Origin of the sequence: Pseudomonas sp. IB20, from assembly GCF_009707325.1 — a bacterium.
GTDB lineage: Bacteria > Pseudomonadota > Gammaproteobacteria > Pseudomonadales > Pseudomonadaceae > Aquipseudomonas.
In genome coordinates this window covers 4,781,852-4,805,390 of record NZ_CP046103.1, presented here as the reverse complement: position 1 = coordinate 4,805,390, position 23,539 = coordinate 4,781,852, and the positions used below count along the sequence as shown (strand labels likewise).

The 23,539-nt window shown below is 61.4% G+C and carries 21 protein-coding genes and 1 pseudogene; 12 read left to right on the top strand and 10 right to left on the bottom strand.

Translation table 11 applies throughout. The features are described from left to right. The first annotated feature begins 115 nt into the window (after positions 1–115). The 7 genes from glyA to fdhA all read left to right on the top strand — a co-directional run bounded on the left by glyA (position 116) and on the right by fdhA (position 8,997). Positions 116–1,369: a serine hydroxymethyltransferase gene (gene glyA / locus GJU48_RS22475; protein ID WP_094949516.1), complete on the top strand. Its 1,254-nt coding sequence runs from the start codon at positions 116–118 to the stop codon at positions 1,367–1,369. Positions 1,370–1,391: 22 nt separating this feature from the next. Beyond that, complete coding sequence (locus GJU48_RS22470) at positions 1,392–2,642, top strand: sarcosine oxidase subunit beta (protein WP_094949515.1); 1,251 nt, start codon at positions 1,392–1,394, stop codon at positions 2,640–2,642. A gap of 30 nt (positions 2,643–2,672) precedes the next feature. Beyond that, on the top strand, positions 2,673–2,975 hold the full coding sequence (locus GJU48_RS22465) for a sarcosine oxidase subunit delta (protein ID WP_083356404.1): 303 nt from the start codon (positions 2,673–2,675) through the stop codon (positions 2,973–2,975). After that, the gene (locus GJU48_RS22460) at positions 2,972–5,989 is read left to right on the top strand and encodes a sarcosine oxidase subunit alpha (protein WP_094949514.1); all 3,018 of its coding nucleotides are present in this window, start codon (positions 2,972–2,974) and stop codon (positions 5,987–5,989) included. Before GJU48_RS22465 ends, GJU48_RS22460 begins: the two co-directional genes overlap by 4 nt. A 131-nt stretch (positions 5,990–6,120) precedes the next feature. Beyond that, positions 6,121–6,762, top strand: a complete 642-nt coding sequence (locus GJU48_RS22455) for a sarcosine oxidase subunit gamma (protein WP_155296081.1) — start codon at positions 6,121–6,123, stop codon at positions 6,760–6,762. After that, entirely contained in the window at positions 6,759–7,616 is an 858-nt protein-coding gene (gene purU, locus GJU48_RS22450; protein WP_094949512.1) for a formyltetrahydrofolate deformylase, read from the top strand. The genes GJU48_RS22455 and purU overlap by 4 nt, the downstream gene beginning before the upstream one ends. Before the next feature lie 181 nt (positions 7,617–7,797). Then, a complete protein-coding gene (fdhA, locus tag GJU48_RS22445) occupies positions 7,798–8,997 on the top strand; it encodes a formaldehyde dehydrogenase, glutathione-independent (protein ID WP_094949511.1) in 1,200 nt (399 codons plus the stop codon). 44 nt (positions 8,998–9,041) lie between these two features. Here the strand turns inward: fdhA and GJU48_RS22440 are convergent, their stop codons facing one another. The 3 genes from GJU48_RS22440 to GJU48_RS22430 form a co-directional block, all read right to left on the bottom strand. Then, positions 9,042–9,290 carry a hypothetical protein gene (locus GJU48_RS22440; protein ID WP_094949508.1) on the bottom strand — a complete coding sequence of 83 codons (249 nt, stop codon included), beginning with the start codon at positions 9,288–9,290 and terminating at the stop codon, positions 9,042–9,044. Between the two features lie 832 nt (positions 9,291–10,122). After that, on the bottom strand, positions 10,123–10,800 hold the full coding sequence (locus GJU48_RS22435; RefSeq protein WP_094949506.1) for an anti-sigma factor: 678 nt from the start codon (positions 10,798–10,800) through the stop codon (positions 10,123–10,125). Continuing rightward, a complete protein-coding gene (locus GJU48_RS22430) occupies positions 10,797–11,423 on the bottom strand; it encodes a sigma-70 family RNA polymerase sigma factor (protein WP_094949505.1) in 627 nt (208 codons plus the stop codon). Before GJU48_RS22430 ends, GJU48_RS22435 begins: the two co-directional genes overlap by 4 nt. Positions 11,424–11,574: 151 nt before the next feature. Between GJU48_RS22430 and GJU48_RS22425 the strand changes: the two genes are divergently transcribed. Continuing rightward, positions 11,575–12,147 (top strand): DUF2780 domain-containing protein, encoded by a 573-nt coding sequence (locus tag GJU48_RS22425; protein ID WP_094949504.1) that lies wholly within the window; start codon positions 11,575–11,577, stop codon positions 12,145–12,147. A 145-nt stretch (positions 12,148–12,292) separates the two neighbouring features. On the opposite strand, the gene GJU48_RS22415 is transcribed toward GJU48_RS22425, so the two are convergent. Continuing rightward, positions 12,293–13,192 (bottom strand): acyltransferase, encoded by a 900-nt coding sequence (locus GJU48_RS22415; RefSeq protein WP_094949503.1) that lies wholly within the window; start codon positions 13,190–13,192, stop codon positions 12,293–12,295. Positions 13,193–13,356: 164 nt separating this feature from the next. Here GJU48_RS22415 and rloA2 point away from each other — a divergent pair, with 164 nt between their 5' ends. Genes rloA2 through creD form a run of 4 tightly spaced genes read left to right on the top strand, consistent with a single transcriptional unit; the run spans position 13,357 to position 17,387 of the window. Then, entirely contained in the window at positions 13,357–13,857 is a 501-nt protein-coding gene (gene rloA2 / locus GJU48_RS22410; protein ID WP_094949502.1) for a retropepsin-like aspartic peptidase RloA2, read from the top strand. Between the two features lie 9 nt (positions 13,858–13,866). Beyond that, positions 13,867–14,535: a two-component system response regulator CreB gene (gene creB, locus GJU48_RS22405; protein ID WP_094949501.1), complete on the top strand. Its 669-nt coding sequence runs from the start codon at positions 13,867–13,869 to the stop codon at positions 14,533–14,535. Next, positions 14,535–15,974 (top strand): two-component system sensor histidine kinase CreC, encoded by a 1,440-nt coding sequence (gene creC / locus GJU48_RS22400; protein ID WP_094949500.1) that lies wholly within the window; start codon positions 14,535–14,537, stop codon positions 15,972–15,974. The genes creB and creC overlap by 1 nt, the downstream gene beginning before the upstream one ends. 51 nt (positions 15,975–16,025) lie before the next feature. Further along, positions 16,026–17,387, top strand: coding sequence for a cell envelope integrity protein CreD (gene creD, locus GJU48_RS22395; RefSeq protein ID WP_094949499.1), 1,362 nt, complete (start codon positions 16,026–16,028; stop codon positions 17,385–17,387). 176 nt (positions 17,388–17,563) lie between these two features. Here the strand turns inward: creD and GJU48_RS22390 are convergent, their stop codons facing one another. The 6 genes and pseudogenes from GJU48_RS22390 to GJU48_RS22365 all read right to left on the bottom strand — a co-directional run bounded on the left by GJU48_RS22390 (position 17,564) and on the right by GJU48_RS22365 (position 23,528). Continuing rightward, on the bottom strand, positions 17,564–18,193 hold the full coding sequence (locus GJU48_RS22390; RefSeq protein WP_094949498.1) for a glutathione S-transferase: 630 nt from the start codon (positions 18,191–18,193) through the stop codon (positions 17,564–17,566). 156 nt (positions 18,194–18,349) lie between these two features. Beyond that, complete coding sequence (locus GJU48_RS22385) at positions 18,350–18,532, bottom strand: hypothetical protein (RefSeq protein ID WP_094949497.1); 183 nt, start codon at positions 18,530–18,532, stop codon at positions 18,350–18,352. Beyond that, a complete protein-coding gene (locus GJU48_RS22380; protein WP_094949496.1) occupies positions 18,529–19,632 on the bottom strand; it encodes a PepSY-associated TM helix domain-containing protein in 1,104 nt (367 codons plus the stop codon). Before GJU48_RS22380 ends, GJU48_RS22385 begins: the two co-directional genes overlap by 4 nt. Positions 19,633–19,694: 62 nt before the next feature. Then, positions 19,695–21,832: pseudogene (locus GJU48_RS22375) on the bottom strand (TonB-dependent siderophore receptor). Between the two features lie 185 nt (positions 21,833–22,017). Further along, the gene (locus GJU48_RS22370; protein WP_094949493.1) at positions 22,018–23,013 is read right to left on the bottom strand and encodes a FecR domain-containing protein; all 996 of its coding nucleotides are present in this window, start codon (positions 23,011–23,013) and stop codon (positions 22,018–22,020) included. Then, a complete protein-coding gene (locus GJU48_RS22365; RefSeq protein WP_094949492.1) occupies positions 23,010–23,528 on the bottom strand; it encodes an RNA polymerase sigma factor in 519 nt (172 codons plus the stop codon). The genes GJU48_RS22370 and GJU48_RS22365 overlap by 4 nt, the downstream gene beginning before the upstream one ends. Between the last annotated feature and the right edge of the window lie 11 nt (positions 23,529–23,539).

The window sequence follows — 23,539 nt, the reverse complement described above, 5'->3', positions numbered from 1 at the left end:
GTAAACGCACCTTTGCGTGGCGTCCGTAGGCATTTGACCTGTCTGCGCCAGCCCTACCATCGCATCAAAGGGCCCTGCACGGGCCTTAACAATACGAAAGGCTGGGAGAGACGCGATGTTCAGCAAAAAAGACCAGATCCAGGGATATGACGACGCCTTGCTGGCGGCGATGAATGCCGAGGAGCAGCGTCAAGAAGATCATATCGAGCTGATCGCGTCAGAGAACTACACCAGCAAACGCGTGATGGAAGCCCAGGGCAGTGGCCTGACCAACAAATACGCCGAAGGCTACCCGGGCAAGCGCTACTACGGTGGCTGCGAGCACGTGGACAAGGTTGAAGCCCTGGCCATCGAGCGCGCCAAGCAACTGTTCGGCGCCGATTACGCCAACGTGCAGCCGCACTCCGGTTCGTCCGCCAACAGCGCGGTGTACCTGGCGCTGCTGAACGCCGGCGACACCATCCTTGGCATGAGCCTGGCCCACGGCGGTCACTTGACCCACGGCGCCAAAGTGTCGTCCTCGGGCAAGCTGTACAACGCAGTGCAGTACGGCATCAACACCGACACCGGCCTGATCGACTACGACGAAGTCGAGCGCCTGGCGGTGGAGCACAAGCCGAAGATGGTGGTGGCCGGTTTCTCCGCTTACTCCAAAACCCTGGATTTCCCACGTTTTCGCGCGATTGCCGACAAGGTCGGCGCGCTGCTGTTCGTCGACATGGCTCACGTCGCCGGCCTGGTGGCTGCTGGTTTGTACCCGAACCCGCTGCCTTACGCTGATGTGGTCACCACCACCACCCACAAGACCCTGCGCGGTCCCCGTGGCGGTTTGATCCTGGCCAAGGCCAACGAAGAGATTGAGAAAAAACTCAACTCTGCGGTGTTCCCCGGTGCCCAGGGCGGCCCGCTGATGCACGTGATCGCCGGCAAGGCCGTGTGCTTCAAGGAAGCGGCAGAGCCGGGCTTCAAGGTTTATCAACAACAGGTGATCGACAACGCCCAGGCCATGGCCAGCGTGTTTATCAAGCGTGGCTACGATGTGGTGTCCGGCGGCACCGATAACCACCTGTTCCTGGTCAGCCTGATTCGCCAGGGCCTCACCGGCAAAGAGGCGGACGCCGCCCTCGGTCGCGCCCACATCACCGTCAACAAGAACGCCGTGCCGAATGACCCGCAGTCGCCGTTCGTGACCTCGGGCCTGCGAATCGGTACGCCGGCGGTGACCACGCGTGGCTTCAAAGTGCCGCAGTGCATCGAGTTGGCGGGTTGGATCTGCGACATCCTCGACAACCTCGGCGACGCCGATGTCGAGGCCAACGTGGCCAAGCACGTGTCTGCCCTGTGCGCTGATTTCCCGGTTTATCGCTGAGCGCGGTTTTGGAGTAATGACTATGCAACGCTACTCGGGCTTCGGCCTCTTCAAGCACTCACTCAGCCACCACGAAAACTGGCAGAAGATGTGGCGCACGCCCACGCCGAAAAAAGTCTACGACGTGGTCATCGTCGGCGGCGGCGGGCATGGTCTGGCGACCGCCTATTACCTGGCCAAAGAGCACGGCATCACCAACGTGGCCGTGGTCGAGAAAGGCTGGCTGGGCGGCGGTAACACCGCGCGCAACACCACCATCGTGCGTTCCAACTACCTGTGGGACGAGTCAGCGCACCTTTACGAACACGCGATGAAACTGTGGGAAGGCCTGTCCCAAGACCTGAACTACAACGTGATGTTCTCCCAGCGTGGCGTCTACAACCTGTGCCACACCCTGCAAGACATCCGTGATTCCGAGCGCCGCGTGAGCGCCAACCGCCTCAATGGCGTGGATGGCGAACTGCTTAACGCCAAACAAGTGGCCGACGAGATCCCGTACCTCGACTGTTCGAAAAACACCCGTTACCCCGTCCTTGGCGCCACCGTGCAACGTCGCGGCGGCGTGGCCCGTCACGATGCCGTGGCCTGGGGCTTTGCCCGCGCGGCTGACGCACTCGGCGTGGACCTGATCCAGCAGACCGAAGTGATCGGCTTTCGCAAGGAAAACGGCGTGTGCGTCGGCGTGGAAACCAACAAGGGCTTTATCGGCGCCAAGCGCGTCGGTGTGGTCACCGCCGGTAACTCCGGGCACATGGCTTCGCTCGCCGGTTTCCGCCTGCCGATCGAATCCCACCCGCTGCAAGCGTTGGTGTCGGAGCCGATCAAGCCGATTATCGACAGCGTGATCATGTCCAACGCCGTGCACGGCTACATCAGCCAGTCGGACAAAGGCGACTTGGTGATCGGTGCCGGTATCGACGGTTATAACGGTTATGGCCAACGCGGCTCGTACCCGGTGATCGAACACACCATCCAGGCCATCGTCGAGATGTTCCCGGTGCTGTCGCGCGTGCGCATGAACCGCCAGTGGGGCGGCATCGTCGATACCACGCCGGACGCCTGCCCGATCATCTCCAAAACCCCAGTGCCGAACATGTTCTTTAACTGCGGTTGGGGCACCGGTGGCTTCAAGGCCACGCCGGGCTCAGGCAACGTATTTGCCGCCAGCCTCGCCAAGGGTGAAATGCACCCGTTGGCCGCACCTTTCTCCATCGACCGTTTCCACAACGGTGCGTTGATCGACGAACACGGCGCTGCGGCCGTCGCCCACTAGCTCTCGGCGTATCAAGAGGAGAAATACCCTATGTTGCATATCTTCTGTCCTCACTGTGGCGAACTGCGCTCTGAAGAGGAATTCCACGCGTCCGGCCAAGCGCACATCCCGCGCCCGCTGGACCCGAACGCCTGCACCGACGAGCAGTGGGGCGACTACATGTTCTTTCGCGATAACCCACGAGGCCTGCACCACGAACTGTGGATTCACGCCGCCGGTTGCCGCCAGTATTTCAACGCCACCCGTGACACGCTGACCTACGAAATTCTTGAAACCTACAAGATAGGCACCAAGCCGCAATTCACCGCCAAGGCTTCTGGAGAGAAGGTATGAGCCAGATCAATCGCCTGTCCAACGGTGGCCGCATCGACCGTAATAAAGCCCTGACGTTTACCTTCAACGGCCAGAGCTACAAAGGCTTTGAGGGCGACACGCTTGCCGCTGCCTTGCTGGCCAACGGCGTCGACATCATCGGCCGTAGCTTCAAGTATTCGCGCCCACGCGGCATCTTTGCCGCCGGTGCCGAAGAGCCGAATGCGGTGCTGCAGATCGGCGCCACCGAAGCCACCCAGATTCCCAACGTGCGCGCTACGCAACAGGCGCTGTACCAAGGCTTGGTCGCCACCAGCACCAACGGCTGGCCGAGCGTGAACAACGACATGATGGGCATTCTCGGCAAGGTCGGCGGCAAGCTGATGCCGCCGGGTTTCTACTACAAAACCTTCATGTACCCGCAATCGTTCTGGATGACCTACGAGAAGTACATCCGTAAGGCCGCAGGCCTTGGCCGCTCGCCGACCGAGAACGACCCGGACACCTACGACAACTTCAACCGTCACTGCGACGTGCTGATCGTCGGCGCCGGCCCTGCCGGGCTGTCGGCAGCCTTGGCGGCTGCGCGCAGTGGCGCGCGGGTGATCATTGCCGATGAGCAGGAAGAATTCGGCGGCTCTTTGCTGGACTCCCGCGAAAGCCTCGACGGCAAGCCGGCCGCCGAGTGGGTCGCCAGTGTGATCGCAGAACTCAACGCCCTGCCGGACGTGGTGCTGCTGCCTCGCGCCACCGTCAACGGTTACCACGACCATAACTTCCTGACCATCCACGAGCGCCTCACCGATCACCTCGGTGACCGTGCGCCGATTGGCGTGGTGCGTCAGCGTATCCACCGTGTGCGCGCCAAGCGCGTAGTGCTGGCGACCGGCGCGTGTGAGCGCCCGCTGGTGTACGGCAACAACGACGTGCCGGGCAACATGCTCGCTGGCGCCGTCTCCACTTACGTGCGCCGCTACGGCGTGGCGCCGGGCAAAAAACTGGTGCTGTCGACCAACAACGACCACGCCTACCGCGTAGCGCTGGACTGGTTCGACGCAGGCCTTACCGTGGTGGCCGTGGCCGATGCGCGCCACAACCCACGCGGCGCGCTGGTGGAAGAAGCGCGCGCCAAAGGCATTCGTATCCTCACCGGCAGCGCCGTGATCGAAGCCCGTGGCAGCAAACACGTGACCGGCGCCCGCGTGGCGGCCATCGACGTCAACGCGCATAAAGTCACCAGCCCCGGCGAGTGGCTGGAGTGCGACCTGGTCGCCAGCTCCGGCGGCTACAGCCCGGTGGTTCACTTGGCTTCGCACTTGGGCGGCAAGCCGACTTGGCGTGAAGACATTCTCGGTTTCGTACCGGGCGAAGCACCGCAGAAACGCGTGTGCGTCGGTGGCATCAACGGCGTCTACGGCCTTGGCGATTCCCTGGCGGATGGTTTTGAAGGCGGCGTGCGCGCGGCCAGCGAAGCCGGTTTCACGCCGGTGGAAGGCACGCTGCCCAAAGCCTTGAGCCGTCTAGAAGAGCCGACGTTGGCGCTGTTCCAAGTGCCTCACGAGAAAGCTACCGCACGGGCGCCCAAGCAATTTGTCGACCTGCAAAACGACGTGACCGCCGCCGCCATCGAACTGGCGACCCGCGAAGGTTTCGAGTCGGTCGAACACGTCAAACGCTACACCGCGCTGGGCTTCGGCACCGACCAGGGCAAGCTCGGTAACGTCAACGGCCTGGCCATCGCGGCCCGCTCGCTGAACGTGACCATCCCGCAGATGGGCACCACCATGTTCCGTCCCAACTACACGCCGGTGACCTTCGGCGCAGTCGCGGGCCGCCACTGTGGGCATATCTTCGAGCCGGTGCGCTACACCGCGCTGCAAGCCTGGCACGTGAAAAACGGCGCCGAGTTTGAAGACGTCGGCCAGTGGAAACGCCCATGGTATTTCCCGCGTAACGGTGAAGACCTGCACGCGGCGGTGAAACGCGAATGCCTGGCTGTGCGCGACAGCGTCGGCCTGCTGGATGCGTCGACCCTCGGCAAGATCGACATTCAAGGCCCGGATGCCCGTGAGTTCCTCAACCGCATCTACAGCAACGCCTGGACCAAGCTCGACGTGGGCAAGGCGCGCTACGGCCTGATGTGCAAGGAAGACGGCATGGTCTTCGACGACGGCGTAACAGCCTGCCTCGCCGACAACCACTTCCTGATGACCACCACCACCGGCGGCGCGGCGCGTGTACTCCAGTGGCTGGAAATCTACCAACAGACCGAATGGCCGGACCTCAAGGTGTACTTCACCTCGGTCACCGACCACTGGGCGACCATGACCTTGTCCGGCCCCAACAGCCGCAAGCTGTTGGCCGAAGTCACTGACATCGACCTGGACAAGGACGGCTTCCCGTTCATGACCTGGAAAGAAGGCTTGGTCGGCGGCGTACCGGCGCGGGTGTTCCGTATCTCGTTCACCGGTGAGCTGTCGTACGAAGTCAACGTGCAGGCCGACTACGCCATGGGCGTGCTTGAACAGATCGTTGAGGCCGGCAAGAAATACAACCTGACGCCGTACGGCACCGAAACCATGCACGTACTGCGCGCCGAGAAGGGCTTCATCATCGTCGGCCAAGACACCGACGGCTCGATGACCCCGGACGACCTGAACATGGGCTGGTGCGTAGGCCGCACCAAACCGTTCTCGTGGATCGGCTGGCGCGGGATGAATCGCGAAGACTGCGTGCGTGAAGAGCGTAAGCAGTTGGTGGGCTTGAAGCCGATTGATCCGACGGTGTGGCTGCCGGAAGGCGCGCAATTGGTGTTCGATCCGAAGCAGACGATCCCGATGAAGATGGTCGGCCACGTGACCTCAAGCTATGCGCATAACTCGCTGGGTTATTCGTTTGCGATGGCGGTGGTGAAGGGCGGCTTGAAGCGCATCGGTGAGCGGGTGTTTTCGCCGCAAGCGGATGGCAGCGTGATCGAGGCGCAGATTGTGTCTTCGGTGTTCTTTGATCCGAAAGGTGAGCGGCAGAACATCTAACACCTGATCGTTCCCATGCTTCGCGTGGGAATGCATCCCGGGGCGCTCCGCGCCCCAAAAGCGGACGCAGAGCGTCCATGGCGGCATTCCCACGCAGAGCGTGGGAACGATCAAATTAGGAAAGGTGCTTTATGACAGCAGCCAATGTTTACCAGCAACGCCCCACGTCCGGCGCCAAGGCCGAGTCGTCGCTGCACCATGCCGATCTCGCCAACCTGGTCGGCAAGGGCCGCAAGAACGCCGGCGTGACCGTGCGCGAAAAGAAACTTCTCGGCCACCTGACAATCCGTGGCGATGGTCACGATGCGGCCTTCGCTGCCGGCGTGCACAAAGCCCTGGGCATCGAACTGCCTGGCGCCCTGCAAGTCATCGTCAAAGGCGAAACCAGCCTGCAATGGCTCGGCCCGGACGAGTGGCTGTTGATCGTGCCAAGCGGTGAAGAATTCGCCGCCGAACAAAACCTGCGTGCCGCCCTGGGCGACCTGCATATCCAGATCGTCAACGTCAGCGGCGGCCAGCAGATCCTCGAGCTTAGCGGCCCGAACGTGCGCGACGTGCTGATGAAGTCCACCAGCTACGACGTGCACCCCAACAACTTCCCGGTGGGCAAGGCGGTGGGCACGGTGTTCGCCAAGTCGCAGTTGGTGATCCGCCACACCGCTGAAGACACTTGGGAGCTGGTGATCCGTCGCAGCTTCTCGGACTACTGGTGGTTGTGGTTGCAGGATGCCTCGGCCGAGTTCGGGAAGCGAAGGCCTGAGGATTCACTATGAGCCGCGCACCTGATACATGGATTTTGACCGCCGACTGCCCCAGCGTGCTCGGCACGGTGGACGCGGTCACCCGCTACCTGTTCGAACAGGGCTGCTACGTCACCGAACACCACTCGTTCGATGATCGCCTCTCGGGCCGCTTTTTTATCCGCGTGGAATTCCGTCAGCCCGACGGTTTCGACGAGCAGGCTTTGCGCGAAGGCTTGGCCACTCGCGGCGAAGCCTTCGGCATGGTCTTCGAGCTGACAGCGCCGAACTACCGGCCAAAAGTGGTGATCATGGTCTCCAAGGCCGACCACTGTCTCAACGACCTGCTGTACCGCCAGCGCATCGGCCAACTGTCGATGGACGTGGTCGCGGTGGTGTCCAATCACCCTGATCTCAAACCCTTGGCCGACTGGCACCAGATTCCCTACTACCATTTCCCCCTCGACCCTAACGACAAACCGTCCCAGGAGCGCAAGGTGTGGCAGGTGGTGGAAGACACCGGCGCTGAACTGGTGATCCTTGCGCGCTACATGCAAGTGCTGTCGCCGGAGCTGTGCCGCAAGCTGGATGGCAAGGCCATCAACATCCACCACTCGTTACTGCCGGGGTTCAAGGGCGCCAAGCCGTATCACCAGGCGTACAACAAGGGTGTGAAGTTGGTCGGCGCCACCGCGCATTACATCAACAACGACCTGGACGAAGGCCCGATCATCGCCCAAGGCGTGGAGGTGGTGGATCACAGCCACTATCCCGAGGATTTGATTGCCAAGGGGCGCGATATCGAAGGGCTGACATTGGCCCGGGCCGTTGGGTATCACATAGAGCGTAGGGTGTTTCTCAATGCCAATCGCACGGTCGTTCTTTAGATCGCTATCGCAGGCGAGCCAGCTCCCACATTTGAATGTGTTCACAAATCAAAAGGTGGGAGCGGGCTTGCCCGCGATGAGGCCATCAGCAACAACGCACAAACAGCATCTGTACCCGAGCATTTTACGCGCTGCCTGCCTGGGCAACGCGGTTCCATAAAAACAACAGCGAGGTGAAAGCATGTCTGGTAATCGTGGTGTCGTGTATCTCGGCAACGGCAAGGTCGAAGTACAGAAAATCGACTATCCCAAAATGCAGGACCCCCGTGGCAGGAAGATTGAACACGGCGTCATCCTGCGCGTGGTCTCCACCAACATCTGCGGCTCCGACCAACACATGGTGCGTGGCCGCACCACTGCCCAGACCGGCCTGGTGCTCGGTCACGAAATCACCGGCGAAGTCATCGAGAAGGGCAGCGACGTAGAGAACCTGAAAATCGGCGACTTGGTCTCGGTGCCGTTCAACGTCGCGTGCGGCCGCTGCCGCTCCTGCAAAGAACAACACACCGGCGTGTGCCTGACCGTTAACCCGGCGCGTGCCGGTGGTGCTTATGGCTATGTCGACATGGGCGACTGGACCGGTGGCCAGGCCGAATACGTACTGGTGCCGTACGCCGACTTCAACCTGCTGAAACTGCCGGACCGCGACAAGGCCATGGAGAAAATCCGCGACCTGACCTGCCTCTCCGACATCCTGCCCACCGGCTACCACGGCGCCGTCACCGCTGGCGTTGGCCCAGGCAGCACGGTTTACATTGCCGGTGCTGGCCCGGTCGGCCTGGCCGCTGCCGCGTCCGCACGCCTGCTCGGCGCGGCCGTGGTGATCATCGGCGACGTCAACTCTATCCGCCTGGCCCACGCCAAGGCGCAAGGGTTTGAAGTGGTTGACCTGTCCACCGACACCCCGCTGCACGAACAGATCGCCGCGTTGCTGGGCGAGCCAGAAGTGGACTGCGCCGTTGACTGCGTGGGCTTCGAAGCGCGTGGCCACGGGCATGACGGCGCCAAGGCCGAAGCCCCGGCCACCGTGCTCAACTCGCTGATGGGCGTGGTGCGTGTGGCAGGCAAAATCGGTATTCCTGGCCTGTACGTCACCGAAGACCCAGGCGCGGTCGATGCCGCCGCGAAAATGGGCAGCCTGAGCATTCGCTTTGGTTTGGGCTGGGCTAAATCCCACAGCTTCCACACCGGGCAGACGCCGGTGATGAAGTACAACCGCCAGCTGATGCAGGCGATCATGTGGGACCGCATCAACATCGCTGAGATTGTGGGTGTGCAGGTGATCAGCCTGGATGATGCGCCGCGTGGGTATGGCGAGTTTGATGCGGGTGTGCCGAAGAAGTTTGTGATTGATCCGCACAAGTTGTTCAGTGCGGCGTAACTATCGGAAAGGCCCATAGGTCGCCCTTTTTTGCATCTGGGTGTTTAGGCCTGCAACCGCCGGCTGATCACATCCAGCAGGTCGCACCCGTCCCGCAAGGGAATGGCGCAGAGCAGGGCGAAGTCCTGGAGGACGAGATTGTCGATGTGCAGGCCCTCACGAAACGCGAGGTTTTCCATGACTTGTGTCACCGCGCGGATGCGGTAGACCGCGGCGTCGTGGAGGACGTCGAGCGGGACTTGGGTGTCGATGAGCAGGGAAGGGGTGGTGCTGTCGTGGCCGGTGAGCGGCATGTATCGGTTCATGTTTTAAAACCCATTCAAGTAGAGGTGGGCTACACACTTATTCGTCGCCAAACGAATTGGGTGGCAGCTGTACGCAGGTTGGCGAACCGGGAATGGAACCGGCAGACCCGAAGGTCTCCCGCGCACAGCCACCATGAAAGCAGCTATTGCGGACGCAAAAGAACCTGCAAAAAAGCAGAAGCTTTTGCACCATTCACCCGAGTCGCCAAACCCGTGTCGCCATGTGGACGACCGCCGAACTATAAGCGCCATCCGTCGCCAGGAGCAAGTCGCCTGGGCGATGATGATCAACTGCGGGTCACCGATGGGTGAATGAGCACTTGGTGGCGTCAGAGTCTTCGCAATAGGTGCCTTTCCAGTAACCAATAGGCGTGAGGTTCCACCCCTCGACGGATTTGAGCGTGACCGAAAGCTGTGCGTCATTACCCATTGGACCCTTGTAGGTGCAGGTGACGGCTTCGTTTTGTGCATCGTAACGAGCCGATGAAGATCAAATGTGGGAGCTGGGTTGAAGTCAAATGTGGGAGCGGGGGTGGTCATTGCAGACAAGCCCGCAAGCAGTACGCGCTTCATAAATGTCTTCCGGTGGGGAGCAGATGTTTCATGCTGCGGGTGATACAGAGTGTTGGCTACTGTTATAAATGACAGTTCTTTAGCGTATTTACTTCTTGTAGAGGCACTGGTTATTTCAAAGTTGCCCAGCCGATGAAGATCAAATGTGGGAGCTGGCTTGCCTGCGATTGCGGTCGGCCAGTCAACCTGTCTCTGGCTGACCCACCGCTATCGCAGGCAAGCCAGCTCCCACAGGGATTATGTGGTGTCAGCGAGAGGCCAGTGCGCCTTGATAGAGCACCGGTCCGGTGGGTTGGCCTGTCGGCGAGCCGCCTGCAGGCTCCAGGCTGACGGCGAGGGTCAGCGGTGCGGCCAACAATGCTTGCTGTTCCTTGCTCAACTGGATTCGGCCTTTACCCGAGCTGGGCACCAACCCCAGAGAAATCGGTTTGCCGCCGGCCGCAATGGCCCACAGTTCCAGTGCACGCGTCGGCTCAACCGCCGCCAACGTCAACGGCTCAACTTGCAGGTGATCCCCAAATGCCTGGATCTGCAACGCCGGTTGTTGGTTAGCCGCGATCAGCGTGGCGTTGTACTCGGCGCCGATATCACGCTGATAAAGCACACCCACCAGCACCGCGACGACCACCGCGCAGGCAGCCGCTAGCACACGAAAGCTCATCCAGAACGGTTTCTTCGCCGGCACATGCAGCACCTGCGGCTCAATCCGCGCTTTGATGCCTGCCCACACGTGATCGGGCACCGGCCGCTCGGGCAGGGCGCCGGTCAGGCTGGCGAGCGCATCCTGCCAATGACCGAGTTCGACGCGCAGTGCGGCGTCTTCCAATAACAGGGCGTCGAAGCGCCGACGAGCGGTCGCAGGCATTAGCCCAATGGCGTAATCGGCGGCCAGGGCGCGGCGCAGGGCGGTGGTTTGGTAGTTCATGATTCAAGGCACCTGCGCAGGCGCTCCATGCCGCGGCGAATCCAGGATTTGACCGAGCCCAAAGGCGCCGCCAAATGTTCGGCTAACTCCGAGCACGACAGGCCTTGGAAGTAAGCCACGGTGACTGATTGGCGCTGCATGCCGTCGAGCGTGTCGAGGCAGCGGTTGAGGGCGCGCGCTTCGCGTTCGTTGTTGAGTTGCTCGTGGGCGCTGGGGCTGTCGTCGAGCAGGGCGTCCTGCTGGCCGTCGGCCAAGGGCTGTTCGCGGTGTTTGCGCAATTGGTCGATGGCCAGGTTGCGGGTGATGTTGACCATCCACGTCATGGGCGCCGCCAGGTGTGCTTCGTAGCGTGAGGCGTTGTACCAGATACGCACGAAGGCTTCCTGCAGCACCTCTTCGGCCAGGTCGGCGCGGCCCATGAAGCGCAATGCAACACCGTGAAGACGTGGCGAAACGCTGCGGTAAAGGGTTTCGAACGCCTGGCGGTTGCCCAGGGCGCACTGGGCCAGCAAGGGCCGCAATAGATCAGCATCGTTGATGGAAATAGGGCTTCTCCAGGCTCTCGAACGAGGGCGACGGGACTGCGCACGGTAGGCAGAGGGTAGACCAGCTTGAGCATTCATTCCATCCAACTCCGGGCGGCGCATGTTCGATATACGCGCGGGCGGGTGATTTGGATGCAGCTTTTTCTGAACTAATCTCTAGGTGGGAACATTCCTTCTGGACCGTCAGTCCAACGCCTGCTTTTAGCTCCTACATTCAGAGGTTGTCTTGATGAAGATTTCACGCGGTTTTGCCCTGTCCTGCCTGATGACCGTGGCTGCCAGCCCGGTATTTGCCGCAGGTTTCAGCCTCGGTGACGTGGCCAATGCCGTCTCCGGCGCTCAGGGCAGCAATAACAAGGCGGCTGCCGCAGCGCCGAGTTCCCAGACCGCCGCCCTGCTGAGCGCCCTGACGTCGCAACTGAACGTCACCCCCGAACAAGCCGTCGGCGGCACCGGCGCCATGCTGGGGCTGGCCAAAAATAAACTGAGCGGCACCGATTATTCGCAACTGGGCAAGAGCGTGCCCGGCTTGGATCAACTGTCGGGGAGCAACTCTCTGGGCAGCCTTGGCGCCTTGAGCGGGATGCTCGGCCAGAGCGGCGGCAGCAAGACCAGCGGCCTGGACGGCTTGCTGGGTAACGTCAAGAACACCAGCGACCTGAACACCGCGTTCAGCGCGCTGGGCATGGATAACAGCATGATCGGCAAGTTTGCGCCGGTGATCCTGCAATACCTGGGTGGTCAGGGCGCCAACGAGTCGGTGCTGGGCAAACTGGCCTCGGCCTGGGGCACTGGCAGCTAAATACGTTCCGCGCGCAGTTGAGCGATGCGCGCGTCCTTCTCCCTCCAGAGCTGGTTCACCCAGTTCTGGACGGTCTGGCGAAAGGCCGGATCATTCCCAACGAGTCGGTGCTGGGCAAACTGGCCTCGGCCTGGGGCACTGGCAGCTAAATACGTTCCGCGCGCAGTTGAGCGATGCGCGCGTCCTTCTCCCTCCAGAGCTGGTTCACCCAGTTCTGGACGGTCTGGCGAAAGGCCGGATCATTCTCGTAATCGCCCTGCCACAACGCCGGGTCCAGCTCGCGGGTGCGGATATCAATGATCACTTTTGGCACCGCGCCGCTGATCAAATCCCAGAAACCCGGAATCTTTTGCTGCTGCTTTTGAGATGGATAGACCACGGTCACATCAAGCACCGCGTCCAGCTGTTCCCCCATCGCCGCCAACACAAACGCCACGCCGCCCGCCTTGGGCTTGAGCAACCGGGCAAACGGCGACGCCTGCTGCTTGTGTTTGGCCGCGCTGAACCGCGTGCCTTCCAAGTAATTGACCACCGTCACCGGCTGGCGCTTGAACAGCTCGCAGGCCTCTTTGGTGATTTTCAGGTCCTGGCCTGCCAGTTCCGGGTGCTTGGCCAGGAATGCCTTGGTGTAGCGCTTCATGAACGGGTAATCCAGCGCCCACCAGGCCAGGCCGAGGAAGGGCACCCAGATCAGCTCCTTTTTCAGGAAGAATTTGAAAAACGGCGTGCGCCGGTTGAGCGCCTGGATCAGGGCCGGAATGTCGACCCAGGATTGGTGGTTGCTGATCACCAGATAGGACGTGTCACCGCGCAGGTCGCCGCCGCCGCGGATCTCCCATTGGGTTGGGATGCACAGCGAAAAGATCAGCTTGTCGATTTCTGCCCAGGTTTCGGCGATCCACATCACCGCCCAGGAGGCATAGTCGCGATAGCGACCGGGGGCCACCAGCTTGAGCAGGGCAAACACCATCAACGGGCCGAACAGCACCAGGGTGTTGAGCAATAACAGCAGTGTGACGAAACAGCCGGTGAGCAGGCGGCGCATAAGTAACTCTTGGAATCCTGTGGGCGGGCCATGATAAGCAAGCTGAGTCTAGAGGCCAAATCGCAAATCGCCGCACGAATGTTATGGAAGTGCTGATGGCGGGGCTAACTAAGTGCTGCTTTTGCGGTCTAGAATCCGCCTACTTCTTTCGAGGAAATCACTTCGTGAAATTGCTCCTTGCTGCGTTCGCCCTGGTGGCTCTGCCGGTCATGGCTGCCGAACCGACCCTCTACGGTCGCTACGAATACATCCAGCTGCCGGAGATCGGCGAAACCTTCAAGGCCAAGATGGACACCGGCGCACTGACGGCTTCGCTGTCGGCCCGTGACATCGAGACCTTCACCCGCGATGGCGACGACTGGGTGCGCTTCCGCCTCGGCGGCAAGGACACCACCAACAAGGTCTACGAACACAAAGTCTCGCGCATCAGCAAGATCAAGAGCCGCGCCGACGAAGATGAGGACAAGGACGAAGCCACCGTGGCCAAGCGCCCGGTCATCGACCTGGAGATGTGCCTGGGCAACGTCAAACGCACCGTGGAGGTCAACCTCACCGACCGCAGCAGCTTCAACTACCCGCTGCTGATCGGCGCCAAAGCTCTGCGTGAATTCGGCGCAGCGGTAAACCCGGCACGTCGTTACACTGCTGACAAACCGGACTGCTGACGGACCCACATGCCGCATATCCTGATTGTCGAAGACGAAGCGGCGATAGCCGACACGCTGATTTTCGCCCTGCAAGGCGAAGGCTTTACCACCACCTGGCTGAGCCTCGGCCAGGAGGCGCTGGCCCACCAACGCCAGACGCCGGCGGACCTGATCATTCTCGACATCGGCCTGCCCGACATCAGCGGCTTTGAAACCTGCAAGCAATTGCGCCGTTTCAGCGAAGTGCCGGTGATGTTCCTCAGTGCGCGGGATGCTGAGATTGACCGGGTGGTGGGCCTGGAGATCGGCGCCGACGATTACGTGGTCAAACCGTTCAGCCCACGGGAAGTGGCGGCGCGGGTCAGGGCGATCCTTAAGCGCGTCGGCCCAGGTGTTGCGCCCAGCGTGTTTCAGGTGGACCTGGAGCGCATGCAGATCCATTATCGCGGCCAGCCTTTGAGCCTGACCCGTCATGAGTTCCGTCTGTTGCAAAGCCTGCTCGAGCAACCCGAGCGCGTATTCAGCCGCGAGCAATTGCTCGATGCGGTGGGCGTGCCCGCCGACGCTGGCTACGAGCGCAATATCGACAGCCATATCAAAAGCCTGCGCAGCAAACTGCGTAGCGTGGCCGCCGATGCCGAGCCGATCCAGACCCATCGTGGCCTGGGCTACAGCTATAGCCCGAGCCACAGCTGATGCGCCTGGGGCTGCGGATTTTCCTGGTGTACGCGCTGTTTATCGGCCTGACCGGCTACTTCGTGCTCAACACGGTGATGAAGGAAATCCGCCCCGGCGTGCGCCAGTCCACCGAAGAAACCCTGGTGGATACCGCCAACCTGCTGGCTGAAATCCTGCGGCTGGACGTCAAGAACGGCACCCTTGGCCAGAGCCACTGGCCAGAGTTGCTCAAGGCCTATGGCAACCGCCAACCGGGCGCGACCATCTGGGGCCTGCCGAAAAACCAGGTCAACCACCGTATCTACGTGACCGACGCCAAGGGCATCGTGTTGCTCGACTCGACGGGCGAAGCGGTGGGCCAGGACTACTCCAAGTGGAACGACGTGTACCTGACCCTGCGCGGTGAGTACGGCGCCCGTTCGACCAAAAGCGAACTGGATGACCCCAACTCGTCGGTGATGCACGTGGGCGCGCCGATCCGCGACAACGGCCAGATCATCGGCGTAGTCACTGTGGCCAAGCCCAACAGCTCGTTGCAGCCCTATGTCGACCGCACCGAGCATCGCCTGCTGTGGTACGGCGCAGGGTTGGTGATTCTCGGCCTGCTGCTCGGCGCGCTGTTGTCCTGGTGGCTGAGCGGTGCGCTGCACCGGCTCACGGCGTATGCGCAGGCCGTTAGCGAAGGCCGGCGTGCCGAGTTGCCGCATTATCGTGGCGGCGAGCTCAAGCAACTGTCCACCGCTGTGGAGCACATGCGCACGCAGCTGGAAGGCAAGGCCTACGTCGAGCATTACGTGCACACCCTGACCCACGAATTGAAAAGCCCGCTGGCGGCGATTCGTGGCGCGGCGGAGTTGTTGCAGGGTGACATGACCCGCGAGCAGCAGCAGCGTTTCGTCGGCAATATCGACAGTGAAAGTGCGCGCTTGCAGCAGTTGATCGAGCGCCTGCTGAACCTGGCCCAAGTGGAACAGCGCCAGGGGTTGGAAGAACAAATCAGCATGCCGTTGGCCGCCTTGGTCGACGAGGTGCTAAAGGCCCAATGCGCGCGAATCGAAGGCGCCGGGTTACACGTCGAACAGGCGATTACCGCGGATGTGAAAGTGTTCGGCGAGCCTTTCCTGCTGCGCCAGGCCTTGGGCAATCTGCTGGATAACGCCCTGGACTTCACGCCACCCGGTGGCACGTTGAGGTTCAGTGCGCACACCCAGCACAACGACGTGCAGGTGAGCCTGTTCAACCAGGCCGCGCCGATTCCCGACTACGCCTTGCCGCGCCTGAGTGAGCGTTTTTACTCCCTGCCACGCCCGACCAGCGGGCGCAAAAGCACCGGCCTTGGCCTCAACTTTGTCGAAGAAGTGGTGAAGCTGCACGGCGGCGCCCTGCAGATCGGCAATGTGCAAGGCGGCGTGCAAGTGGTGCTGCATCTCCACACAGTCTCCACATTGCCCACATAAATCTCCCATACGCGCGGTTCACGCTCTGCCCATCAAAACAGGGAGAGACCCATGAACCGCAGCTTGCTTTTCAAACTTGGCGCGATTGCGCTGCTGATCCTGCTGTTGCTGATTCCGTTGCTGATGATCAACGGCATCATCAGCGACCGCCAGCAGATGCGCGATGGCGTATTGATGGACATCGCCCGCAGCTCAAGCTACAGCCAGCGCCTCACCGGCCCGGTGATGGTAGTGCCCTATCGCAAGACCGTCCGTGAGTGGAAGCTCAATGAAAAGCTCAACGAACGCTACGAGCAAGTCAGTGAAGTGCGCGGTCGTCTGTATTTCTTGCCGGAGCAGTTTGAACTCGACGGCAAGGTGCAAACCGAGCTGCGCTCGCGGGGCATTTACCAGGCGCGGCTGTTCCATGCAGACAACCGCATCAGTGGGCGTTTTGAGCTGCCTGCGCAGTTGGGCATCACGGAAAACTTTGCCGATTATCGTTTTGAACCGGCGTATTTGGCGGTGGGTATCAGTGACATTCGCGGCATCGAAAATGCGCTGAAGCTGGAACTCGGCAGCCAACGCCTGGAGTTCGCGCCCGGTTCTCAAGTGGCCTGGCTGGGCGAGGGCGTGCACGTGATGCTGCCCGAGCAAGACAGCAAAAAACCAGCCCCGTTTGACTTCGCCTTTGACCTGCGCCTGCAAGGCACCGAGCAGATGCAAGTGGTGCCGGTGGGCAAGACCAGCCAGGTGAAACTGGCGTCGAACTGGCCGCACCCAAGCTTTGTCGGCAACTTTTTGCCAGCTCAGCGTGAGGTCACGGCTCAAGGCTTTAGCGCCCATTGGCAGACCACGTTCTTCGCCACCAACCTGGAAGAAACCCTGCGCGGCTGCGAGTGGGACAAGGTGTGTGACGACTTCAACAGCCGCAGCTTCGGCGTGCGCTTTATCGACCCGGTGGACCAGTACCTCAAGAGCGACCGCGCGATCAAATATGCGCTGCTGTTTATCGCCCTGACGTTCGCCGGCTTCTTTCTGTTCGAGGTGCTCAAAAACCTGGCGGTGCACCCGATTCAATACGCGTTGGTGGGCTTTGCCCTGGCGTTCTTTTACCTGCTGTTGTTGTCGTTGTCCGAGCACATTGGCTTTGGCCTGGCGTACCTGTTGTCGGCGAGTGCCTGTGTGTTGTTGATTGGGTTTTACGTGTGCCATGTGCTGCGCAGCATCGCCCATGGCCTGGGCTTTTCGGCAGGGTTGGCGGCGTTGTATGGCTTGTTGTACGGGCTGTTGAGCGCCGAGGATTACGCGCTGCTGATGGGCTCGCTGTTGCTGTTCGGCCTGCTGGGCACGGTGATGGTGCTGACGCGCAAGCTGGATTGGTATGGCGTGGGCAAGCGCAAGGTGCAGTTTGATCTGGAGGAGGTGCAATGATCGGGTTGCGCGAAGATCAGCAGGTGAGGGCGCAGCTGATAGGCAAAATTAACGCGCTGTTTTTTGTGGTAAATGGGCTCCCTGTGGCGAGCCCGCTCGCCACAATAAGCCCGCTTGCCACAGGTGCGCTCCAATAAGCCCGCTTGCCACAGGTAGCGGGCTTGCCTCAAGGCAGGCTAGACCGGCGGCTGGGTCTCAAACATCGACGGCCGCTGGCTGACCTCGGCGTACCAATCGGCAAGCTTGGGGTTAGCCGTGCGCCATTGCAGGTCAGGGTGGCGGAAGTCCAGGTAACCCAGCGCGCAGGCCACGCTGATGGAGGCGATGTCGAAGCGGCTGGCCAGCTCGGCAATCGCCTCTTTCTCCAACTCGGCGACGGCGCGGCGGATTTTGTTGCGCTGCTCATCGAGCCATTGGGCCCAGTGCTTTTCTGCCGGGCGCATGGCGGTTTCGTAACGCACCAGCACGGCGGCATCCATGATGCCGTCGGCCATCGAGGCTAGGGTCAGGCGGCGCCACCGGGCGGAACCGTCGCGCGGTATCAGCGGGTTGCCGACATGCTGGTGGTCCAGGTAGTCGAGGATCACCCGGCTGTCGTGCAGCACCGAACCGTCGGCCAGGCGCAGGGCCGGGATCTTGCCCACGGGGTTTTCGCGAGCCAGCTGCGCATCCGGGTTGACCGGCGTCGGCATGCAGCCGTGCAGCGCCACACGGTCCTGCTGGCCGGTCTCGATCAGCAGCACGCGGACTTTGCGAACAAAGGGTGAGGCCGGGTTGTGAAACAAGGTCATGCTGGGCGCGGACATGGGCATTCCTCGAAATGGGCAGTGGCTAGCCTAGAGGGTTGCTCGGTGGCTGGCGAGTGGTGGGTGGGTGTTTTTGGCGGCCTCATCGCAGGCAAGCCAGCTCCCACAAGGGGAATGCATTTCAAGGTGGGAGCTGGCTTGCCTGCGATAGCGCCCTCAGCCGCGCCGCTTAAATAACGCCCAAACACCAATGACAGCAGGAACCCCCAACCCCACCCAACTGAGCGAATCCCACAGCCCATCCCCCAGCAACGCGGCAAACAACCCGGCCGCGCTGAGCACGCCAATCCCCAGCGGTATGCCAAACACCTTCCAGAAATTCGACTGGCGCGGCTTCATACCTGGGCCGCCTTGCGCCGCACGATCCACAGGTACACGCCGCTGCCCAGCATGATGATGGTCAGCACATCCAAAAGCGCCCAGAGGATCTTCATCGGCATGCCGCCGTAGTCACCGAAGTGCAACGGCTGGGACATGCCCATGGCGTCCATGTACCACGGCCGCTCGGCGATAGCGGTGACGGCCAGGGTGCTGGCGTCGATCAGCACCGGCGTGAGCAAGTGCGAGGTCAGGTGCGTGCTGCCCTTCATGAACACGGCGTAATGGTGCTCACTGGAAAAGCGCGTGCCGGGGAAGGCGATAAAGTCTGGCTGCATGCCGGGCGCGGCCTTGGCGGCGATGCTCAGCAGCTCGGTAGCCGGTGCACGCAAGGTCAGCGGCGGCGCGTTTTTGTACGGTTCGATCATGGCGCTGAGGCTGTCCTGGCGCCACGCGGCGATGATCAGGTCGGCGCAGGCACTGATTACGCCGGTCACGCCCACCACCAGCGCCCAGGTCAGTGTGACCACGCCGATCAGGTTGTGCAGGTCAAGCCAGCGCAGGCGAGTGGATTTGTCCTGGCGCACAGTGGCGAACTTCACGCGGCGCATGAACGGCAGGTACAGCACCGTGCCGGAAACAATCGCCACCACAAACAGAAGGCCCATGAACGCCAACAGCAACTTGCCCGGCAGGCCGGCAAACATGTCCACATGCAGGCGCAGCAGGAACAGCGTCAGCCCGCCATTGGCCGCCGGCGTTTCCACGGCTTCGCCAGTGCGCGCATCGAGCATGAAGGTGTGGGACGCGTTGGGTTCGGTGCCGGCCGTCGCGGCCATGATCGCGATCACGCCGTTCTTGTCGTCCTCGTCCCACGCCAGGTATTGCATCGCCTCACCCGGGCGATGCGCCTGGGCTTTGGCCACCAGTTGCTCAAGGTTCAGCTGTGGGGTGTTGGCAGGCATCTGCTGGAGTTCGGGCTCGTTGCCCAGCAGGTGATCGATCTCGTGATGAAACACCAACGGCAGGCCGGTGAGGGCGAGCAGCAGCAGGAACACCGTGCAGATCAGGCTGGTCCAGGTGTGGATGAAGGACCAGTGGCGGATGGTTTTGCTTTTCATTTTCGAACCTTCAGACACACCAAAGCCGCCCCGAAGGACGGCCTAGTTATTAACTCAGCCGATTACCACTGGTAGGTGGCGCTGGCGACTACGCTGCGTTGGTCGCCGAAGTAGCAGTAGGAAGCATCACAGGTGGAAATGTAGTCCTTGTTGAACAGGTTAGTGGCGTTGAGTTTCAACGAGGCACCTTTGAGGCTGCTGTCGAGGCTGCCCAGATCGTAATGCACGGCACCGTCGAACACGGTGTAGGCATTTGCTTTACCCAGCCATGTGTTGGCCTGGTCGCCATAGGTGTTGCCGGTGTAGCGGGCACCAAAGCCGATGCCGAAACCATCGAGTACACCGTTGTGCCAGGTGTAGTCGGTCCACTGGCCGCCTGCGCCGGTGCTAGAGACAAGCACGTTTTTCTGAGTCAGGTCATACACCGCCGCACTCAGCAAAGTGTTTGAGCCGGGCGGCTGGTATTTGATCCCCAGTTCCCATTGCTTGCCTTCGGTGGGCTTGTACGACTTGAGCGGGTCAACACTGGCATTGCTGGCGGGCTGGAAAGATTCGGCGTAGGACAGGTATGGCACAAAGCCCGAGTCGAACACGTAGCTCAGTGCCGCGTTGCCACTGAAGTTTTTGCTGCGGTCGGTATTGGTCGCGTCGTTCTTGTTGAAGTAGGTCGTGCCTTGATGCACCCAGTCTTCACGCCCGCCGAGGGTCAGGCGCCATTTGTCCAAAGCCATCTGGTCTTGCACATAGAGGCCGGTCTGTATCGTCTTCTGGTTATAGTCGTAGTAAGCATCGGCGCGTGCCGGACGCACTACCGGTGTTGTGTTGACGGGGTTGAAGATGTTGACGCGCCCAGCGCCACCATAGATCGACAGGTAAGAAGTGTCGGTGCGCTGGTGGTCCAGGCCCAGTAGCAGAGTATGGGTGACATCACCGGTCGAGAAGTCGGCTTGGAAGTTGTTGTCGACCGCGAATTGGCCGATGTTCTCGTCCACGTTGGTCGAGGTGCGGTCGATATTGCCCGCTGCATCAACCGGATAATAGCCGAAGGCGCCCACGGTCAGTTGCTGGAATGACAGCTCGGACTTGGTATAGCGCAGGTTCTGCTTGAACTGCCAGGTATCGTTGAAACGATGCTCGAAGGCATAGCCCAGCGCGTAGTAGGTGCGGTCGTAGAACTCGTAATCCGGGTCGCCCAGGTTTTTGTGGTGGGAGACTTTGCCCAGCGCAGAGTCGATTTTGGTACCCACAATCGGCAAGAACTGACTGGTGGCACCCGTATCGTCACGGGTGAACTGCGACAGGAAAGTCAGCTTGGTGTCGGTATCAATATTCCAGGTCAGGCTCGGCGCGATGTTGTAGCGCTTGTTGTCGATGTGATCGACCTGGGTGTCGGCATCGCGCACTACGCCGCTGACGCCATACAGGAACTGGCCTTCATCATCGATTTTGCCGGTGCTGGCAAAGTTGATCTGGCGGTAGTTGTCACTGCCGTATTGCAGCTGGATAGCATGGCTCATCTGTTTGGGTTGGCATACACACCGCGTGGCAGTGGCAGGCCGTCAAGGAACTGCGTGGGTTCGAAACCGCGCACGCGCATCCAGTCGTAACGGGTGTCGCTGCCGTAGCTGGAAGATACGATGCCGGGCATATATTTAACCGCGTCATCGAGGTTCTGGACGTTGCGGTCCTGCATCTGCTGGCGGGTGGCGACGGAGATCGAGCGCGGCGCTTCAACCAGTGCTGTATCGGTCTTGGTGCCCGCTGCGGTGCGTGTCGCCAGATAGCCAGTCACCGGCCCCCATGCACTTTCAGTGTTGCCTTGAGCAATGATGCTGGTCTCGGCCAATGCAACCACCCCGTCAGGAATCGCAACCAGGGAATAAGTCCCCGCGCTGCTTTGCTCCAACTGCAACCCAGTCCCCCGCAACGCTTCCCGCAACGCGCCTTGCGCATCGAATGGGCCCTTGACCGGTACCGAGGTCTTGCCCGATGCCAGCGAAGGATTAAGCGTCAACGCAAGACCGGCTTGGCTGGCGATCTGGTTCAGGGTGCTGGCCAATGGGGCCGCCGGCAGGTTGTACGCGCGCACGCTGGAAGCCTGTTCGGCGGCGATCAGCGCGGTGCTGGCCAGCGGGGCGCTGAGGGCAATGGCCACGGCCAACAGGCTGGGGCGCAACAAGGTGTCTAGCGTGCGGGACATAGGACGGCTCCTGAATGGAAACATTTCTCAATTGCCTAGGTGCCGAGCGAGAGTCAAAAAGTGATAGGGCCAAGCGAAAATAAATCTGTGAATGCTCACAACTGTTCGAACTGCATGGCCCTCAGGGCTCAGGATAGCGGGGGGCGATATGACAGTTCTTTGGACTATTTCGAAATAACCCTAATTCAGTTATGGCTGATGGACCCACCTTGCGCTGGCCCTGCGATAACCTTGGTCCACCACGGCGTGTGCTGCTCGATCTGCACCGGCAAGGTCGGCAGCAGCGCATTCAGCGCCAGCGTGGTGTCGTGCAGCGGGAAGCTGCCGGTGATGCGCAGGTCGGCCACGCTTTTATCCACACCCAAATAGCCGCTGCGGTAGCGGCTGAGTTCCTCGACCACATCGCCCAGGCGGGCGTTGTCGACCACCAGCATGCCGCGTGTCCAGGCGTCGGCGGCGTGGGTGACGGCAAGCGCAGGGCCGAGGCCGTGGCTGCGCATCAGCACTTGCTGGCCTTGTTTGAAAATCTGTTCCGTGTGCAATGCCCCTGGCTGGGCGGCGACGGCGGACTGCAGCACGCTCAAGCGTGTGGCGTCGTCTTCGCGTTTTACGATGAACCGCGTGCCCAGGGCCCGCAGGCTGCCGTCGCGGGTTTGGACATAGAACGGGCGGGCATCGTTGTGGCCGGTTTCGACAAGGATTTCGCCTTCCTGCAGCACGATCAGCCGGCGTTTTTCATCAAAGCGCACGTCGATGGCGCTGTGGGTGTTGAGGTTGATCAGCGTGCCGTCCGTCAGTTTCAGCGTGCGCTGCTCGCCCGTGGCGGTGCGTTGGTCGGCCAGCCAGTAGTGGATCGGCACGTAACGCTCGCCGGCAAACAACGCCAGGCCGCACACCAACGCGATACTCGCCAAGCCGCTCCCAAGCTTGCGCACGCGCTGGCGAATGCCCTCGCGTGACTGCAACAACGCCGCCCGCGCCGGGCCTGCGGCCGCGCTGAAACGCTGGTCGAGCATGCCCAACTGGCGCCAGGCGCGTGCATGTTCGTCATTGCTGGCCAGCCATTTGGCGAATTCTTCCTGTTCCACAACGCTGCCATCGCCCGAGTCGAGGGACAGTTGCCAGGCAATCGCAGCATCCAGCACACGGGCCGAGACCGGTTTGGAACTGATCGCGGTCACAACGGCTCGCCATACAGCGCGATGTAGCACTGGCGAATGCCCTGGGCCAGGTATTGGCGCACGCGCGGCACTGAAACGCCGAGGCGCTGGGCGATTTCGGCGTGGCCCAGGCCATCGAGGCGGTTGTAGAGGAAGGCGGCGCGGGCCTTGCTCGACAGCTTGCCGAGCAGGCGGTCGATGGCCTTGAGGTCTTCGAGGATCAGGTGCTGTTCTTCCGGTGAAGGGTGTTCGCTTTCCGGGATCAGCATTAATTCGGTGAGGTAGGCCTGTTCGAGGGCTGCGCGCCGGAAGTAGTCGAACAACAACCCTTTGGCGATCGCCACCAGAAACGCGCGTGGCTCGCGGGGTTCGCGCAGCTCTTCACGGCCCAGCAGACGCATGAAGGTGTCTTGGCTGAGGTCTTCGGCGCGGCTCGGGCAGGCCACGTTGCGGCGCAACCACGCCAACAGCCAGCCACGATGGTCGCGGTACAACGCGCCAACAAGCTCACTGTGTGGGTTTTGGACCGACGACAAGGCATCACCGA